This is a genomic window from Duganella sp. 1411, assembly GCF_017833525.1.
GTDB lineage: Bacteria > Pseudomonadota > Gammaproteobacteria > Burkholderiales > Burkholderiaceae_D > Rugamonas.
Map to the genome: position 1 here is coordinate 288867 of NZ_JAFICD010000005.1, position 17155 is coordinate 306021.

The 17155-nt window shown below is 71.4% G+C and carries 12 protein-coding genes; 3 read left to right on the top strand and 9 right to left on the bottom strand.

Annotation, left to right across the window (positions count from 1 at the left end):
* Nucleotides 1-2: 2 nt before the first annotated feature.
* A complete protein-coding gene (locus JOD97_RS24245) occupies nt 3-386 on the bottom strand; it encodes a GtrA family protein (RefSeq protein WP_209724315.1) in 384 nt (127 codons plus the stop codon).
* Nucleotides 379-1365, bottom strand: a complete 987-nt coding sequence (locus tag JOD97_RS24250; RefSeq protein ID WP_209724317.1) for a glycosyltransferase family 2 protein — start codon at nt 1363-1365, stop codon at nt 379-381. Before JOD97_RS24250 ends, JOD97_RS24245 begins: the two co-directional genes overlap by 8 nt.
* 251 nt (nt 1366-1616) lie before the next feature.
* On the opposite strand from JOD97_RS24250, the gene JOD97_RS24255 reads away from it, so the two are divergent.
* Both JOD97_RS24255 and JOD97_RS24260 read left to right on the top strand, forming a co-directional pair.
* Nucleotides 1617-3026, top strand: a complete 1410-nt coding sequence (locus JOD97_RS24255) for an MBOAT family protein (protein WP_209724320.1) — start codon at nt 1617-1619, stop codon at nt 3024-3026.
* Nucleotides 3026-4225, top strand: a complete 1200-nt coding sequence (locus JOD97_RS24260; RefSeq protein ID WP_209724322.1) for a hypothetical protein — start codon at nt 3026-3028, stop codon at nt 4223-4225. Before JOD97_RS24255 ends, JOD97_RS24260 begins: the two co-directional genes overlap by 1 nt.
* Nucleotides 4226-4253: 28 nt before the next feature.
* Here the strand turns inward: JOD97_RS24260 and JOD97_RS24265 are convergent, their stop codons facing one another.
* The 7 genes from JOD97_RS24265 to JOD97_RS24295 all read right to left on the bottom strand — a co-directional run bounded on the left by JOD97_RS24265 (nt 4254) and on the right by JOD97_RS24295 (nt 15500).
* Nucleotides 4254-8024, bottom strand: a complete 3771-nt coding sequence (locus JOD97_RS24265) for a glycosyltransferase (protein ID WP_209724323.1) — start codon at nt 8022-8024, stop codon at nt 4254-4256.
* Nucleotides 8024-9349: a bifunctional 2-polyprenyl-6-hydroxyphenol methylase/3-demethylubiquinol 3-O-methyltransferase UbiG gene (locus tag JOD97_RS24270; RefSeq protein ID WP_209724325.1), complete on the bottom strand. Its 1326-nt coding sequence runs from the start codon at nt 9347-9349 to the stop codon at nt 8024-8026. The genes JOD97_RS24265 and JOD97_RS24270 overlap by 1 nt, the downstream gene beginning before the upstream one ends.
* The gene (locus JOD97_RS24275; protein ID WP_209724327.1) at nt 9346-10566 is read right to left on the bottom strand and encodes an ABC transporter ATP-binding protein; all 1221 of its coding nucleotides are present in this window, start codon (nt 10564-10566) and stop codon (nt 9346-9348) included. Before JOD97_RS24275 ends, JOD97_RS24270 begins: the two co-directional genes overlap by 4 nt.
* A gap of 30 nt (nt 10567-10596) precedes the next feature.
* Nucleotides 10597-11397 (bottom strand): ABC transporter permease, encoded by an 801-nt coding sequence (locus JOD97_RS24280; protein ID WP_373999927.1) that lies wholly within the window; start codon nt 11395-11397, stop codon nt 10597-10599.
* 181 nt (nt 11398-11578) lie between these two features.
* Entirely contained in the window at nt 11579-12328 is a 750-nt protein-coding gene (locus tag JOD97_RS24285) for a Crp/Fnr family transcriptional regulator (protein ID WP_209724329.1), read from the bottom strand.
* A gap of 62 nt (nt 12329-12390) precedes the next feature.
* The gene (locus JOD97_RS24290) at nt 12391-13692 is read right to left on the bottom strand and encodes a tetratricopeptide repeat protein (RefSeq protein WP_209724331.1); all 1302 of its coding nucleotides are present in this window, start codon (nt 13690-13692) and stop codon (nt 12391-12393) included.
* Nucleotides 13680-15500 carry a CHASE2 domain-containing protein gene (locus tag JOD97_RS24295; protein ID WP_229264678.1) on the bottom strand — a complete coding sequence of 607 codons (1821 nt, stop codon included), beginning with the start codon at nt 15498-15500 and terminating at the stop codon, nt 13680-13682. The genes JOD97_RS24290 and JOD97_RS24295 overlap by 13 nt, the downstream gene beginning before the upstream one ends.
* Nucleotides 15501-15755: 255 nt before the next feature.
* On the opposite strand from JOD97_RS24295, the gene JOD97_RS24300 reads away from it, so the two are divergent.
* On the top strand, nt 15756-17138 hold the full coding sequence (locus tag JOD97_RS24300) for a FecR domain-containing protein (protein ID WP_209724332.1): 1383 nt from the start codon (nt 15756-15758) through the stop codon (nt 17136-17138).
* Nucleotides 17139-17155: the final 17 nt, after the last annotated feature.

A 17155-nucleotide genomic window follows, 5' to 3' on the forward strand; every position in this document is an offset into this window, starting at 1 on the left:
CTTTATTGGGGTTTGAAGATCCAGTGCTTGCCGGCCACGTAGCCGACCGCGGCCACCAGCGGCAGCGCCAGCAGCTTGCCCGCCAGCGGCAGGCTGGCCAGCGCCTGGGCGGCGCCGACGCAGGCCAGGGTCAGCAGGTAGTTGCCGGCGACCACGCACAGATAGCGCGCCAGCGCGCCGCCGCTGCCGCCGTGGCCGAAGGTCAGCCGCGCGTGGTATGCGTAGTTGACCATGAGCCCGGCCACGAAGCCGCAGCTGGTGGCCGTCCACAGGCCGGCGCCGGCGCCCAGCAGCAGCCGCATCAGGCCGACGTCGACCAGCGCCGACAGTACGCCGCCGCCGACATACAACAGGAACTGGCGCGTCAGGAAGGTGCGCCTAAACATCGCGGGCCAGCCGCGGCGCGCGCTTGTGCAGCGGGCGCCGCGGCACCGAGGCGATGTCGTAGGCCAGGAAGGCCAGCAGCAACTGCATGCCCATCAGCACCGGCATGGCCGACAGCATCACCGTGCCGGCCGTGGTCGCCACGCCGGTGCGCGCCGACGCCACCCAGTGCCAGATGCCGAAGCCGGCGCCAAAGCCGAGCAGCAGGGCGCCCAGCGGCAGCTCGATCGAGGCCAGCGACATGTTGCGCAGGTAGTAGTTGTAGAACACCCGCTTGCCGAAGTTGCGCACGTGCTTGGCCAGGAACTCGGTGACGATCTTGGAGATCTTCAGGTTGCTGACCTCGTCGCCGTAGACGGCGTCCATCGGCACGTCCTGGACCACGGCGTTGAGCGTGTTGAGGCGGAACAGCATGTCCGTCTCGAAGAAATAGCGCCGGCTGATCTTGTTGAACGGCAGGTGGCGCGCGGCGTCGCGGTGGATCGCCGTGTAGCCGTTGGTCGGATCGAACAAGTCCCAGTAGCCCGACGACAGCTTGGTCAGCAGCGACAGCATGGCGTTGCCGAACAGGCGCAGCGGCGGCATGCTGTGGATTTGCTCGAGGTCGAAGAAGCGGTTGCCCTTGGTGTAGTCGGCCTCGCCGGCCAGGATGGGCGCGACGAAGGCCGGAATCAGCGCCGGGTCCATCTGGCCGTCGCCGTCGACCTTGACGATGACGGTGGCGCCGGCGGCGACGGCGGCCTGGTAGCCGGTCATGACGGCGCCGCCGACGCCCTGGTTCTCGGCGTGGCGCAGCACCACCACGCGCGGGTCGCGGTTGTGGGCCTCGACATGGTCGCCCGAGTGGTCGGGGCAGCGGTCGTCGACCACGTAGATGCGGTCGACCTCGGGGCCGATGGCGGCCAGCACGCCGAGGATGTGGCGGGTCACCTTATAGCAGGGGATGACCACGGCGACGGGAAAGTCGTGTGTGTGCAGCATAAAATCCGATAGTGAAAGGGGCGGACGCCGGGGCCGGCCCGACGCGCGCCGTTGCGCGTAACATCTCGTTACATTTAAGGCAAGCAATCCGGACGTGATTATACGGCAGCCACCCCCGGTTCCCGGCCGGCGCCGCAAATTTTTCCCCCGGGCGCCTTGGCCGCGGCCGATTTGGTTTATCATGGGCGCCCATTACAAAAACACTATTGACCGACCGCCGCGGCGCGCCGCCGGTCCCCTTGAGGGTCTTCATGGTTTTCAGTTCCGCCACGTTCCTATTTTATTTTTTCCCGCTGTTCCTGCTCCTGTATTACGTGCTGCCGTGGAAGAACGGCGTGCTGCTGGTCGGCAGCCTGTTGTTCTACGCGTGGGGCGAGCCGCGCTTCGTGCCGCTGCTGCTGCTGTCGGCGCTGCTCAACTACGGCTTCGGCGCGGCCATCGCCGCCGCCGCCGGCCGCCGCCGCCGGCTGCTGCTGGCGCTGGGCGTGGCGGCCAACCTGCTGTTTCTGATGTATTACAAGTACATCGGCTTTTTCGCCACCGTGCTCAACGAGGCCATCGGCCCGTTCGGCCACACCGTGCCGGTGCCGGCCGTCGTGCTGCCGCTGGGGATCTCGTTCTTCACGTTCCAGGGCATCTCCTACCTGATCGACCTGCACCGGCGCGACATCGAGGTGCAAAGCAGCTTCTGGCGCTTCGCCATGTACAAATCGATGTTCCCGCAACTGATCGCCGGCCCCATCGTGCGCTACCGCCAGATCGCCCACGAGATCGAGCACCGCGACCTGCCCAACGCCCGCGTCTGGGCCGGCTTCCGCCAGTTCGTCGTCGGCCTCGCGCAGAAGATGCTTATCGCCAACACCGTGGCGGTGACGGCCGACCGCCTGTTCGCCCAGGACCCGGCGCAGCTGGGCGCGACCGGCGCCTGGATCGGCATCGCCTGCTACACGGTGCAGATCCTGTTCGACTTCGGCGGCTACTCGAACATGGCGATCGGCATCGGCCACATGCTCGGCTTTAGCTACCCGCCCAACTTCCAGCGGCCGTACGCGTCGCTGTCGATGACCGAGTTCTGGCGCCGCTGGCACATCAGCCTGTCGTCGTGGTTCCGCGACTACCTGTACATTCCGCTGGGCGGCAACCGCCACGGCCCGCTGCGCACCTACGTCAACCTCGGCCTGGTGTTCCTGCTGTGCGGCCTGTGGCACGGCGCCGCCTGGACCTTCGTCATCTGGGGCCTGTGGCACGGCGCGCTGCTGGTGCTCGAGCGGCTCGGCCTGGGCGCGGCGCTGGCGCGCGCGCCGGCGCCGCTGGCGCACGCCTACACCTTGTTGATGGTCATGCTCGGCTGGGTGTTCTTCCGCGCCGACAACGTGCCGTACGCGCTGTCCTACCTGCGCGCCATGGCCGGCCTGCACCCGGCGGCGGCCGCGCCGCACGCCTGGCAGAGCGATTTCAGCGCCTCCGCGGCCACCGCGCTGGTGCTCGGCGCGCTGATCGCCACCGTGCGCCTGGCGCCCGGCGCGCCGGCGCGCGCCGCCGCCGCGCTCGGGCGCCTGCGCCTGCCGCTGCAAACGCTGGCGCTGGCGGCCGCCTTCATGCTGTGCGTGCTCAACATGGCCGCCGGCACCTACAACCCGTTCATTTATTTCCGTTTCTGATGACCACGTCCCCCTCCCAAGGCCCGCTGCGGCGCCACGCCGCCAAGATCGCGCTGGTCGCGCTGTTGTCCCTGCCCGCGCTGGTGGGCGCCTGGCGCTCGGGCCAGCACGGCGGCGAAAACCGCACCATGGCGGCGCTGCCGGCGGTGCCGACCGACTGGGCCGGCGCGCTGGCGCTGCCGGCCAAGACCGACGCCTGGATCAACGACCACTTCGGCTTCCGCGACGCGCTGCTGCTGGCCCACAACCGGCTGCGCTACAGCGTGTTCGACGAATTCCCGTCGGTGCAGGTCACGCGCGGGCGCCACGGCCGCTTCTTCCTGACCTCGCACAACGCCAGCTCGCCGCCGTTTTCGGCCGTCACGTCGGTGTGCCGCGGCGGCCAGTTCAAGCCGGGCACGCCGGAGTACATCAACCGCCTGTTCCGCGACTTCCACGCCATGGGCCTGGACCCGCGCATGCTGATCGTGCCGTCGGCGCCGGTGGTGATGTACGAGGACCTGCCGCGCTGGCTCGAGGCCGGCTGCGCGTCGAGCGCGACGCCGTTCACCGAACTGCTGGCCGGCGACCGGCTCGACCCCGAGGTGCGGCGCGCCACGCTCTATCCGCTGGCGCAGATGCGCGAGATCAAGCAGCGCGCGACCCTGTTCCCGAAGAACTGGTTCCACTGGAACGGTCCCGGCCTGGACGAGGTGGCGCAACTGACCTTGCCGATGTGGGGCCACCCGCTGGGCACGCCCGCGCCGGCGTTCCCGATCGCCCGGCGCGAGGGCGCGTCCGACGTCGCCAACCTGTTCGAGGGCATCGGCATCATGGCCACGATGGAGGAGGCCGACTTCGCCGCCGCCGGCGTGGCCTCGTGCTACGGCGGGCGCTGCTTCCCGGAATTCGAGGAATACGCCGAGACGCTGTACGACATCTCGCGCTTCCACAATCCGAAGGCGCCCAAGCGCCGCCTGGTCATGCTGACCGACTCGTTCGGCTCGAAGATCTCCGGCTGGTACGCCCGCTATTACGACGAGGTCGAGCAGGTGGCCACCAACAATATCTCGCAACTGAGCGCCGGCCAGATCGCCCGCCTGAAGGCCTATCTGTTCCGCGACCGCGAGAACATGGACCTGCTGATCCTGTACCACGACGGCGGCGCCAGCACCGGTACCTTGCAGTACGGGCTGGAACGCTTCCACGAAAAGCCGTAAGTCTTGTTAGAAGGCGCGGGGCCGGCCGCTAGTCGCGCCGGCCCTGCAGCACCTGCAGCAGTTCGGCCGCGTTGTCGGCCCAGGTCAGCCGCGGCATGCCGGCCGACGGTGGCGCCGCGCCGTCGGCGTCGAGCGCCAGCCAGGCGCGCACGGCGGCGGCCAGCGCCACCCCGTCCAGGCCGCTGAAGTAGTAGGCGTGGGCGCCGGCCACCTCGCGGAACACCGGCAGGTCGCGCGCCAGCACCGGCAGGCCCTGGCGCGCCGCCTCGATCAGCGGCAGGCCGAAACCCTCACCCTCGCTCGGCACCAGCAGGCAGGCGCAGTCGCGGTACAGCTGCTGCAGCGCGTGGTCGTCCAGGTCCTGCAGCCAGAACAGGCGCCGCCCCAGCTCGGGGTGCTCGCGCAGCCGCCGCACGATCTGCGGAATGGTGCGCCGCGCCGGTCCCGGCAGCGGCTTCCAGCCCTCGGCGCCGACGATCACCAGGTTGGCCTCGACGCCGTCGGCCCACAGCTTCTCGAACGCGTCGAGCGCCTGCAGATGGCCCTTGCGCGGTTCGATGGTGCCGACCATCAGGAAACTGGGCAGCTCGGCGAAGCGCGCCAGCGCCGGGTCGTCCGGCGCCGGCGCCGCCGGCTGGCCGGCGCCGATGTCGGCGCCGTGGTGCAGCACCGCCAGCCGCGGCGTGGGCACGCCGTCGCGCCGCGCCAGCCACTGGCGCAGTTCGTCGCGCACGGCGCCCGAGATCGCGATCAGGCGGTCGCCGCTGGCGGCCACGCAGTCGAGGAAGCCGCCGTGCGTGAGCGCGGCGCCGTCCGGGAAGAACTCCGGCCGCAGCACCGGCAACAGGTCGTGCACCAGGAAATTGACTTGCACGCCGCGGGCGCGCCAGTGCGCGTACAGGCCGGCGCCGGCCGCCGCCATGACGGCGCCGGGCGCGTAGTCGGCGCTGTAGAAGACGTCGCCGGCGGCGCTGTCGGCGGCCGGATCGGCGAACTCGCCGGCGATGCCCAGCAGCGATGCCGTGTAGCGGCGCGCGTAGCGGTAGTGCCAGCGGCCGCCCTCGTCGCTCAGGTAGACCGGTTCGACCCGCCAGCCCGGCAGCGCCGCGCGCAGCAGCTCGCGCGCCTGGTTGCGCACCACGCGCTCGATGCCGGTCTTGAGGTCGTGGCGGGCGATGGCGGTGACGTCGAGCAGCAGCTGGCGCGGCTGGGTCGGGTCGGGCGCGCGCGCCACGCAGGCGGCCAGCTGTTGCAGGCTGGCGTCGTCGGCGGGCAGGTCGTCGCGCGCGGCGAGCGCGCGCAGCAGCGCCGGCCGGTCCTGGCGGGCGTCGCGCGCGGCGCGCGCCAGCGCCGCCGCGTACAGCGCCGCGCCGTGCTCGGGACTGTGTTCGGTGTGCAGCAGCGTGGCCGCCGCCGCGCCCAGCGCGGCGCGCCGCGCCGGCTCGCCGTGCAGCGCCTCGAGCGCGGCGGTCAGCTGGGCCGGCGCGAAGCGGTCCGGCAGCGGCCACACGGCGTCGGCCGGCAGCGCCGCCATCGAGCCGTTGGCGTTGACGATGGTGGCCAGGCCGTAGTTCATGCAGTCGAGCACGGCCGCCGAGGTCTCGCCGCGCGACACGCTGCGCAGCTGCACGCCGGCGTCGGCCGCCTGCAGGTATTGGTGGTAGACCGCCTCGTCGGTCCAGCCGGCGATGCGGATGCGTTCGCCGCCGGCGGCGGCGATCGCGGCGTCGACCTCGACGCCGTAGTCGCCGCCGTGGTTGGCGCCGACCAGCACCAGCACGCAGCGCGGATCGGCATGCAGGCGCGAGGCGCGCCACGCGGCCACCAGCTCCAGGGTCAGCTTGGTCGGCGCGATGAAGCCGAAGCTGCACACCAGGAAGGCGTCGTCGGCGATGCCGAGCGCGCGCCGGGCGCCGTCGCGGTCGTGGCGCGCCGGCCGCGCGCGCGGCAGCGGCACCACGTCCCAGTTGGCCGCCGCCTGTTCGCCGTACCAGTGGCGCGCCAGCGTGCGCGCGTGCTCGGAGTGGACGATCACGCGGGTGGCGTCCTGCAGCACCGCCAGGTTGCACGGATACAGGTCGCGCGCGGCCTCGAAGTGGTCGGCGCGCTGGCCGGCCAGCAGCGCCGGATAGCCGTGGCTGTCGAACAGCGCGCGCGCCCAGGCGCCCGGCGCGGCGCCGGTCATCTGGTCGTAGGCCAGCACGCTGCTGAGGAAGAAGTCGTGCAGCACCACCACGCCCGGATGGCGGCGCAGCAGCTCGAACATGTGGCTGTGGAACGGGCTGTTGCCGAACTGGTAGAGGATCTGGTCGAACTCGCCGGCGTGGGCGTCGAACCAGGCGACGTCGCGCCGCGGCAGCGCGGCCAGTTCGGCCGGCAAGGCCAGCTGCTCCTGGCGCAGCACCAGCTCGATGTCGAAGTGGCGCGCCAGCGCCGGCAGCAATTGCACCGCGTAGTCGGCGATGCCGGTGCGCTCCGGCGGCAGCGGCGACACGAACGCCAGCCGCGGCCGCGCCGGCGCGGCGGCCGCGTCGGGATTGGTGGCGCTGCCCGGGGCGATGTCACTGCCGGCGCCGGCCGGCGCCTGCCAGCGTTCGAGCGCGCGCAGCGCCCGTTGCGCCGTCGCGTCCCACGAGAAGCGCGCCGCCTGCGCGCGGCCGTGCGCGCGCAGCCGCTCGCGCAGCGCGGCGTCGCCCAGCACCTCGGCGATCTTGGCGGCGATGGCGGCCGGCGAGGCGGCGTCGAACAGCGCCTCGGCGCAGCCGATCACCTCGGGAATGCTGGTGTTGTCGGCGCCGATCACCAGCGCGCCGCAGGCCATCGCCTCGAGCGCCGGCAGGCCGAAGCCCTCGTGGCGCGACGGGAACACGAACAGCGCGGCGTTGCGGTAGAGCTCGATCAAATCGTCGTCGCTGACGTAGCCCGTCAGGATCAGTTCGTCCGCCGCCAGGCCGGCGCGCGCCGCGTGCGCCAGCAGGCGCGCCCGGTCCTCCGCGCCCAGCTTGCTGGCCACGAGCAGCTGGTGGCCGGCCCGCAGCGCCGGCGCCAGCAGCCCGTAGGCGGTGATCAGGCCGTCGATGTTCTTGCGCGCGTCGAAGCCGCCCGGCGCGTACATCACCGGCGCGCGGGTGACGCCGAGGCGCGCCCGCAGCGCCGCCCAGCGCGCCGCGTCGGGCGCGTCCGGCCGGAAGCTGTCGTCGACGGCGGTGGAGATGGCCGCCACCGACTCCGGCGCCAGCCCCAGCGCCTCGATCGCCTCCTGGCGCGAGTAGTCGGAAATGGCCAGCAGCAGGCCGGCGCTGCGCAGCGAGGCGATCTTGCGCGCGTAATAGTCGCGCTGCGCCGGCGTGCCCAGGTAGGCGTCCGGATTGAGGAACGGGATCAGGTCGTACAGCACGACGGCGGTGCGCTCGGCGCCGGCGAAGCGGCCCACCGAGACCACGGCGTCGTCGACGAAGCCCTCGAACAGGCTGGTGACGAGCACCGCGTCCGGCTGCAGCCGGGCCAGCGCGTATTCGCGCACCAGCTCGGCCGCGCGGGCGCGCCCGCCGTGGCCGGGGTCGCGCTCGGCCAGCCCGGCCGGCACGTCGAACACGCAGATGCGCTCGGGCGGCACCAGGCCGGCGAAGGCGTGCCGCAGCTCGCCGATGGCGTCGCCCAGCGCGCCGTTGAGCAGCAGCCAGATTTCATGCCCGCCGGCGTTGCGCGCCACGCCCAGCGCCAGCGCCAGCGAATAGCGGCCGATGCCGCGGAAGCGGCTCTCGGACTGCGCCCCCTGCAAATCGATGACGATACGCATCAATGTTTCCTTCGTTTGAGCGCGGTTTGAAGATCGTGGTAGACGCGCGCGGCGCGCGGCGTCATGTCGCCCAGCGGCGCCGGCGGTTCCGGCGGCAAGGTCTGCGACTGCGCCGCGTGGTGCAGCATGGCTTGCAGGCGCGCGCGCAGCGACGGCACCCGCGCCAGCAGCGCGACGGCGGCGCGTTTGGCGCGCGGACGGCGCAGCGCCGCGCGCGCCAGCGCCAGCAGCGCGCCCTTGAGGCCCGGCTTGACGGCCGCGCGCGCGCCCTTGGCCCAGCGCCCGGCCAGGCGCCACGGCGCCGTCATGCGCCACGAGCTGCTCGCCAGCAGCGCCGCGATGTGTTGTTCGGCCGCGTGGCGCTGGGCGCTGGCCTGCTGGGCGAAGGCCTCGGCCGCGTCCAGCCGCGCCGCCTGCGCCTGCACCGTCTGCGCCAGCCCCTGCAGCCCCTGCGCCTGCCCTTGCAACGCCTGCGCCAGTTCGTGCAGCGCCGATTCGGCGCCGGCCACGCGCACCTTGCTGTCGATGGTGTGGGTCTCCAGTTGCGCCAGCGCGTGGCGCAGCGCGGCGTCGCGGTCGAGCAGGCGCTGCTCGAAGCGCTGCGCCATGGTCCCCAGCGCCAGGCCGTAGTCGGCCGCGAAGGCCGCCTCGAACGGCGCCAGCACGGGCGCCGGCGCGTCCTTCTGCGCCACCACCGCGTAGTCGGGGCTGACGCCGTCGAGCACGTTGATCAGGCCGATCGGGGCGTCGCCGCGCAGCGCCGCGTCCTCCTGCAGCCGCACCACCTTGTGGCGCGGGAAGCCGCCGTATTCGGTGACGAAGGCGAGCAGCTGCGGCGGCAGCGGGCGCAGGTGGGTGGGGTCGAGGTAGAAGCTGGTCGCGCCCACCACCAGGTTCTCGGCGTTGGGCGTTTCCATGATCAGCAGGCCGCCCGGCAGCAGCACCCGGCGCGCCTCGGCCACCAGCGTCTGTAGCAGCTCGAACGGGATGTGCTCGACCAGGTGGAAGGCCGACACCAGCGTCAGGCTGGCGTCGGGCAGGCGCCGCAGGCAGTCGATGGCGTCGCCCAGCTCGACGTCGAGGCCGCGCTCGCGGCAGGCCGCCAGCATGCCGTCGTCGAGGTCGACGCCGTGGGCGGCGAAGCCCTGTTCGCCCAGCAGCTCGAGCCACTCGCCGCGGCCGCAGCCGACGTCGAGCGCGCGCGGCCGCGTCTGCAGGCCGGCCAGCGGCGCGATGAACGGCTCATAGGCGCGCAGGCGCTGCTTGATGGTCTCGCGCGAGCCGCGGTAGCGGTCCTCGAAGGCGCGGTAGAAGCCGGCGCTCATCGGGCGATCTCGATCGCCGGCTCCATCCAGCTGGTGCCGACGAATTCATTGCGGTTCATATTCATGACGATAAACAGCAGCGCCAGGTCGCGCCACTCGTAGTTGTCGGCCAGGTGCGTCTCGCTGCTGGTGAGCGCGGTGGTCACCGAATAGCTGCCCGGGCCGAGGTTGAGCGGGAAGTGGAAGCGGTACTCGACCCGCTCGCCGGCGCGCAACTGCTCCAGCGGGCGGCCCATGTGGTGGGTGTTGGTGCCGTAGATCTGCTGGCCGAGGCGGTCCTTGATCATGTAGCCGAGCACCAGCCGCGGCAGGTCGGCGTGCACCGCCACCGTCACCCGCAAGGTCACCGGCGCGCCGACGTTGACCACCTCGAGCGGGGCGCCGTCGGCGTTCTCGATGGCGATCGCCGTCACCGTGGCCAGGCCGTTGCCCGAGCTGGTCTGGGTGCGGCCGTCGGCGGCCGTGGTCTGCTCGACGTTGGCGCCGTCGCGCTCGGCGATGAGGGCGTTGTAGTAGTCCATCACCGCCTCCGGCGCGCCCTGGTAGGCCAGGCGGCCGCGGTCGAGCAGCAGCGCGCGGTCGCAGATCGACTGGATCGCGGCGCGGTCGTGGCTGACGATGAGCAGGGTGGTGCCCTGCTTGCGGAAGGCGCGGATGCGCTCGAAGCTCTTGTGCTGGAAATAGGCGTCGCCCACCGACAGCGCCTCGTCGACGATCAGCACGTCCGGGCGGCGCACCGTGGCCACGCTGAAGGCCAGGCGCATCTGCATGCCCGACGAGTACACCCGCACCGGCTGGTCGATGTAGTCGCCGATGTCGGCGAAGGCCTCGATCTCGGGCATGTACGCGCCGATCTCCTCGACCGACAGGCCCAGCAGCTGGCCGGCCATGTAGGCGTTCTGGCGCCCGGTGAAGTCGGGGTGGAAGCCCATGCCCAGCTCCAGCAGCGCGGCCACGCGCCCGGTGATGTGGACGCTGCCCGTGGTGGGCTGGGCGGTGCCGGTGATGAGCTTGAGCAGGGTGCTCTTGCCGGCGCCGTTGACGCCGATGATGCCGACCGCCTCGCCCGGCGCCAGCTGGAAGTTGATGTCCTCGATCACCCACTTGAGGCGGTGGCGCGGCCCGAGCGCGGGCAGCACCCACTCGGCCAGGCGGCCCCAGCGGTTCGTGTATTGTTTGTAGGCCTTGCCCAGTTGTTTGACGCTTATGCTGCCCATGCTGTGCCCGTGGTGAAGTGCGTGGTGTGCTTACAGTTCATCGACCATCTCGCCGGCGCGCTTGCGGAACAGGCGCAGGCCCAGCGCGCACAGCGCCAGCGCCAGCACCGCGGCCGGCAGCAGCGAGCCCCAGGCCGGCCACTGGCCGTTGACCAGCACCTGCTGGTAGGCGCCGATCACCGCCGCCATCGGGTTGTAGACCAGCGCCGCGCGCACCGGCGCCGGCAGCGCGCTGGCCGGGTAGACGATCGGCGTGAACCAGAACCAGAACTGCAGCACGATGCCGAAGAACTGGCCGACGTCGCGGAAGAAGACGTTGAGCACGCCGAGCACCATGCCCAGCCCGATGGCGAAGGCGACCTGCAGCGCCAGCACCGGGAACACCGCCAGGTAGACCCAGCCGGGGAAGGTGCCCGACAGCGCCATGAAGGCGGTGAACAGGCCGAAGATGATGGCGAAGTTGACCAGCGCGTTGAGCACCACGATGATGGGCAGGCACACGCGCGGGAACTGCATCTTCTTGATCAGGTTGGCGTGGTCGATGAACACCGACTGGCTGCGCCCGGTGATCTCGGCGAACAGGCCCCAGGTCAGCGCGCCGGCGCACAGGTAGATGCTGTAGGCGAAGGTGCCGCTGCTGCCCTGCAGGCGGCTGCCCATGACCTGCGAGAAGATCACCGTGTAGACCACGATCATGGCCAGCGGATTGAGCACCGTCCAGGCCGCGCCGAGCAGCGAGTTGCGGTAGCGCGCCTGGAATTCGCGCTTGACGCTGCCCAGCACGAAACCGCGGTAGCGCCACAGGCCGCTGAACATCGCGCGCGAGATCACCGCGCCGCTCCGGTCGGGCGGGTGGGCCGGCGCGGGGCGCGGCGGAGGGGCGGGCGGGTGGTCGTGGTCATGTCGCGGTGGCGCGCGGGCCGGGTGGCAAAGCGGCGGATTATAGCATGCCGCCCCGGCGCCGGCGGCCCCCCGGCGGCTGCCGCGCGGCCCCGCCGCGGCCGGCGCCGGCCTAGCTCTGGATCAGTTTTTGCAGCGCCTCGGGGTCGACGATCACCAGCCGGTGCGTGCCCTTTTCGATGACGCCCTGCTGCACCAGCCCGAGCAAGGTGCGCGTGACCGTCTCGCGGCTGGTGTTGATCATGTTGGCGATGTCCTGGTGGGTCGGCAGGTTCTCCACCACCAGCAGGTCGCCCTTTTTTTCCTTGAGCAGGTCGAGGAAGGTGTAGATGCGCTTGCCGGTGTTGCCGATGCTCAGCAGCGCGCGGAACTCCGAATCGCGCTGCACCTTGTTGGCCAGGAAGCGCAGCATCTGGTTGGCCACCGACGGCGAGTGCGAGAACAGGTGCAGCGCCGTGGCGCGCGGCAGCAGCGCCACCAGCACCGGGCTGAGCGCGACCACCGAGGCCGAGCGCATGGAACCGTTGATGACGGCGATCTCGCCGAAGAAGTCGCCCGGCGCCAGCATGCGCAGGCCGATCGCGCGCCCGTCCTCGGTGATGTCGACCACCTGCAGCTGGCCCTGCAGCAGGAACAGCAGGCTGTCGCCGCTGGCGCCCTTTTGCAGCACCACCTCGCGCTTGGCGTACTGGCGCACGCGCAGGTCGGCCCGCACCCGGGCGATCTCGTCGTCGGTGAGCTCGGCCAGCAGCGGGATCTTGCGCAGGTGGATGTGCACGTCCACCTGCAGCCCGGCCTGCAGCGCCTCGAGCGCCACCGCGCCCGAGACCTTGGCCCGCTGGGGCAGGTCGGCCTTGCTCATGGCCGTGCCGTCCGGTGATAAAGGGGGTGTAGCGCCATGTCGGTGTCGTCCGTGGCCGGAGGTTAAAAGTTGTCCCAGCGCCAATTTAGCTGGATGAGGCGGCTATTATATTGAAACAGCGAAATGTTTTCCTTGTTGCGCACGCCGCGCCACTCGAGCTGCACGCTCTGGTTGGCCGTCAGCGCCCACTGCAGCGCCGCGCGCAGCTGCACCGTGTCCTGGTGGCGCGCGATGTCGATCTGGTCCGGCGCGTAGACGTCGCTGCTGCGCCACACCTGGCGCGTCAGGCCGAGGTCGGCGCGCAGCCGGTCCGTCAGCGGCTCGTTCAGTTGCAGCGCGCCGTACCAGCCGTGGCGGTTGCCGCCCAGGCGGCCGTTCTCGCCGCGGTCGGCCAGCCCGCTGAGCGAGAACGTCACCTGGCGCCGGCCGCGCCACGACAGGCTCGAGCCCAGTTCCACGGTGTTCGAATCGTAGTTGGTGCGGGTCGGATAGCGCACGTGGCTCAGGCTGCCCAGCAGCGACCATTGCAGCTTCTCGCCCAGCTCGACCGGCGGCGTGGCGCGCAGCTGCAGCTGCCCCTGGCGCTGGTACAGCTGGTTCTCCAGGCGCAGCGCGCTCAGCGCCACGGTGCCGAAGCCGCGCCAAGCGCCCCATTGCCACGGCCGCTCGTAGCCGACCAGCAGCGAGGCGTAGTCCTGCTCGTGGACATGGTCGTTGTGGCGCATGCGCACCTGCGCCAGCAGCAGCGCGCCGTTCTCGTCGAGCTGCTGCATGTAGTCGAGGCCGGCCGAGGTCTGGCTGTCGCCCTTGGGCAGGAAGTCCGGGTCCAGTTCCCACTGGGTCAGGTTGCTGCCGCTGCCGGTGCTGAACAGCGCGTTGCTGGCGCCCTGGTTGACGTTGTCGTCGTGGCCGCGGCCGAGCGTGGCCACCCACAGCGCCTTCCACGACGGCTTGGTGTCGCAGCCGCGCGCGCGGTGCTGGGCGATCAGCTCGCGGATGCCGGGCGGTGGATCGAAGCGCGTCTCGACCTCGCGGAACAGGCGCTCGGCCTCGTCGGCGTGGCCCAGCGCGCACTGGCTCAGCGCCAGGTCGAGCCAGGCGCCGGCGTGGCGCGGCTCGTGCTCGAGAAAGCGCAGCAGCAGGGCGGCGGCCCGCTCCGGCTGGTCGCTGGTGAGCGCGCGCATCGCCTCGCGGTACAGGTCCTCGTCGGGCGCGCGCGGCGCGGCGTCGTCGGCGGCCGCCTCGCTGGCGACGATGGCCGCCACCACGGCGGCGTCGGCGGCCGGCGCGCGCTCGCCGCCGCGCGCGTGGGCACCGGCGCCGGCCAGGCACAGCGTCAGCAGCAGGGCCGTCAGTCGGCGCATGGCAAGTCCTTGAGCGTGTACAGGTTGACCGGCCGCTCCTTGCCGCGCAAGGTGCGCTGGCCCAGCGGCAGGAACGCGTGGCGGTCGGCGCGCGCCACCGTGCCCTCGCCGATGATGATGTCGTAGGGGAAGTCGCGGGCGGCCTGCTCGAGGCGGGCGGCGGTGTTGACGCTGTCGCCGACGGCCGTGTAGATGCTGCGCGCGGCCGTGCCGAAGTCGCCGGCCATGGCCAATCCGCTTTCGACGCCGATGCGCACCCGCACCGGCGCCAGGCCGGCGTCGGCGCGGCGCCGGTTGAAGCGCGCCACCGCCGCCAGCATGGCGCGCGCCGCGTCCAGCGCCAGGTTGGCGTGGTCGGTGTTGGGCAGCGGCGCGCCCCAGAACGCCACCATGCCGTCGCCGGTGTATTTGTCGAGCGTGCCGCGCAGCGCCAGCACCGGGCGCGTCAGGCAGTCGAGGAACTCGGTGGTCAGGCGCGCGGCCTGCTCCACCGGCAGCGCCTCGACGTGGCTGGTGTAGCCCTCCATGTCGGCGATCAAGGTGGTCACCTGCAGCTGGCGCGGCGCCAGCGGGTCCTCGAGGTTGCTGCGCAACAGTTCGTCGACGACGTCGCCGGCCACGTACTGGCGCAGCGTGTCGAGCAGGCGGCGCGAGCGCTGCTGCGCCAGCTGCCACTGGAACGGCACCGCCACGGTCAGCAGGAACAGCGCCGACAGCAGCGGCCCGGCCGGGCCGAAGCGCTCGTCGTGGGGCACGATCGCGTACGCCAGCGCCAGCCACAGCGCCGCCCCGGCCGTCAGCAGGGCGACGTTGACGGCGGCCGTCTTGCGCGGCAGCGTGTAGGTGGCCAGCAGCGCCACGGCGGCGCAGTACAGCACCGCCGCCAGCCGGCCCGGCCACGGCGCCGGCGCCAGCCCGGCCTGGCGGTCGAGCAGGCCGGTGAGCATCGATGCGTGCACCAGCAGGCCGGCCGTGAGCGGCTCGAGCGGGGTGGGGACGCGGTCGCCGATGCTCAGCGCCGACGAGCCCACCAGCACCAGGCGGCCGGCGATCAGTTCCGGCGGCACCCGGCCGTCGAGCAGGTCGGCCGCCCGCGCCCAGGTGTAGGCGCCCCAGTCGCGCGCGTACGGCACCCGCGTCAGGCCGGCGCCGGTGGGCGCCAGCGCGCGCCCGCCGGCGCAGCAGTCGAACAGCGCGCGCGCCAGGGTCGGATAGTCGCGCCCGCCGAAGCGGGTGTACATCGGCACCTGGCGCAGCACGCCGTCGGCGTCGGGCGCCACGCCGATGTTGCCGAAGTGGGCGGCCCCGGCCAGGCCGGCGTGGTTGGCGATATAGCCGTGCGCCGGCACCGCGCCGGCGTGGCTGGCGGGGGCGCCGCCGGCCAGCGCGCCGATGCGCAGCGGCTCCTCGCGCAGCCCGAAGTCGAACAGCTGGGCCATGACCAGCGGCGCGTGGCGCGCCAGCATGGCCATGCGGGCGTCGCCGGCGGCGTCGGCCGGTTTTTCCTGCAGGATGTCGAGTCCGATGCCGCGCGCGCCGTCGGCCACCAGCGCCTCGATCAGGTCGGCCATGCGGCTGCGCGGCCACGGCCACGGGTAGCGCGCCAGGCTGCCCTCGTCGATGTCGACCAGCAGGATGCGCGACTCCGGGCGCCGCTCGGCCTGCAGCTGCAGGTAGCGGTCGCGCAGCCAGTCATTGCCGCGCCCGGCCACGCCGGTCTGGTCCCATTGGAACCAGACGGTGATCAGCACGGCGGCGAGGGCCAGGCCGCTGCGCGCCAGGGCGTTGTGTAAGGGCGGGGTGGGCAAAATAAGGCTGGTCGTGTTCTGGAAAAGAGCCCAAGCGTGGGAGGCTATTGCTCTCAGGTAAAATCGTCGTCAAGTATAGCGTTTAGTTGCCGCAGTGGACAGGTTAAATTACTTTTTTTACATCTTTATTACGCGCAACGGCTGAAACTGTGGATGGCGGCGCCGGCAAATTGTATCCAAATGAAAGAATGTGACCGGTATCACATACTTTAACGCAGGATGGCGGAAAATGCGATACTGAAGGGGAATATCCACATGCGCAAACAACTAAGCAACATGCTGATCGCCGCCGGGCTGCTGGCCGGCGCGCTGTCGGCCGCCTGCGCCGCCGAGGCCGGCAAAATCGTGTTCGTCACCGGCCAGGTCCGCGTCGCCGACCACGCGGCCGCGCTGGACGGGACGGTGCGCGAGGGCGACGAACTGAGCACCGGCGCCGACGGCTATATCTATGTCAAGACCGTCGACCAGGGTTTCTTGGTGTTGCGTCCGAGCAGCAAGGCGCGCATCGTCACCTACCACATCGATGACAAGAACCCGGCCAACACGCGGGTCAAGCTGGAGTTGCTCAACGGCGTGGCGCGCAGCATTTCCGGCACCGGCGTCAAGCGGGCGCGCCAGAACTTCCGCTTCAACACCCCGGTGGCGGCGATCGGCGTGCGCGGCACCGATTTCGTCGTCTACACCGACGACAAGACCTCGCGCGTGACGGTCGTCTCCGGCGGCGTGGTGGTCAGCGGTTTCGCCGGCGGCTGCGGTCCCGAGGGCGGCGGCCCGTGCGAGGGCGGCGGCAGCCGCGAGCTGTTCGCCGGCCAGGCCGGCATGATGCTGCAGGTCGAGCGCGGCCAGACCAATCCGCAACTGATGCGCGGCCAGACGCTGTCGCCGTCGGAGCACGGGGCGCCGGCCCGCCCGGATGAGCCCATCGGCAAGATCGGTCCTTCGGGCAATGCCGGCACCGAGGTCAACCTGGACGCCCAGAAATCGGTCAACGTTCTCACTGGTAACAAACAGGTCAACCAGTCGCTCACGCCGCCGCCGCCGGATATGAAACCGCCGCCGGAGGTGGTGGTGGTGCCGCCGCTGGTCGATCCAGTGGTGCCGGCCGGGCCGGCGCCGTTGCCGCCGGTGGTCACGCCCGGGCCGAAGGAGGTGATCTGGGGCCGTTACGCCGCCATCGCCGGCGCCGGCGTCGATACCAAGGTGCGCGACGAGCTGGCCACGGGCAAGTATGACAACCCCACCTTGCTGGGCGGCTACCAGATCGCGCGCCTGAGCTCGACCGCCTACGTGGCGCCGCGCGAGGGCACCGCCGCGTTCGTGCTCACCGGCAGCGACGCCACGCTGCAGCGCAGCGGCCGTTCGCTGGTGCCGGCGGCGGTGCAGGACGCCAAGCTGACCGTCGATTTCGGCGCCCGCACGTTCCAGACCGGATTGACCGTGGTCGGCGACGGCGTCAGCGTGCCGTTCAATGTCAGCGGCAACGTCACCAAGCTGGGCGAGCTGGTCAATACCACGCTGTTGACCGATACGCGCATCAAGGGGTATCTCGGCGGGGCCAATGTCGAGGAGGCCGCCTATCTGTTCCAATATAAAGGCACCAGCGTGACGATCAACGGCGCCACCACCTGGCGCCGCTGATGGGCGCGGGCGCCGGC

What these genes read in the sequence shown, in the direction of transcription:
- JOD97_RS24265 (WP_209724323.1), bottom strand. Translation starts at nt 8,024, where the DNA reads ATGCGTATCGTCATCGATTTGCAGGGGGCGCAGTCCGAGAGCCGCTTC.
- JOD97_RS24255 (WP_209724320.1), top strand. Translation starts at nt 1,617, where the DNA reads ATGGTTTTCAGTTCCGCCACGTTCCTATTTTATTTTTTCCCGCTGTTC.
- JOD97_RS24285 (WP_209724329.1), bottom strand. Translation starts at nt 12,328, where the DNA reads ATGAGCAAGGCCGACCTGCCCCAGCGGGCCAAGGTCTCGGGCGCGGTG.
- JOD97_RS24275 (WP_209724327.1), bottom strand. Translation starts at nt 10,566, where the DNA reads ATGGGCAGCATAAGCGTCAAACAACTGGGCAAGGCCTACAAACAATAC.
- JOD97_RS24260 (WP_209724322.1), top strand. Translation starts at nt 3,026, where the DNA reads ATGACCACGTCCCCCTCCCAAGGCCCGCTGCGGCGCCACGCCGCCAAG.
- JOD97_RS24250 (WP_209724317.1), bottom strand. Translation starts at nt 1,365, where the DNA reads ATGCTGCACACACACGACTTTCCCGTCGCCGTGGTCATCCCCTGCTAT.
- JOD97_RS24270 (WP_209724325.1), bottom strand. Translation starts at nt 9,349, where the DNA reads ATGAGCGCCGGCTTCTACCGCGCCTTCGAGGACCGCTACCGCGGCTCG.
- JOD97_RS24245 (WP_209724315.1), bottom strand. Translation starts at nt 386, where the DNA reads ATGTTTAGGCGCACCTTCCTGACGCGCCAGTTCCTGTTGTATGTCGGC.
- JOD97_RS24290 (WP_209724331.1), bottom strand. Translation starts at nt 13,692, where the DNA reads ATGCGCCGACTGACGGCCCTGCTGCTGACGCTGTGCCTGGCCGGCGCC.
- JOD97_RS24300 (WP_209724332.1), top strand. Translation starts at nt 15,756, where the DNA reads ATGCGCAAACAACTAAGCAACATGCTGATCGCCGCCGGGCTGCTGGCC.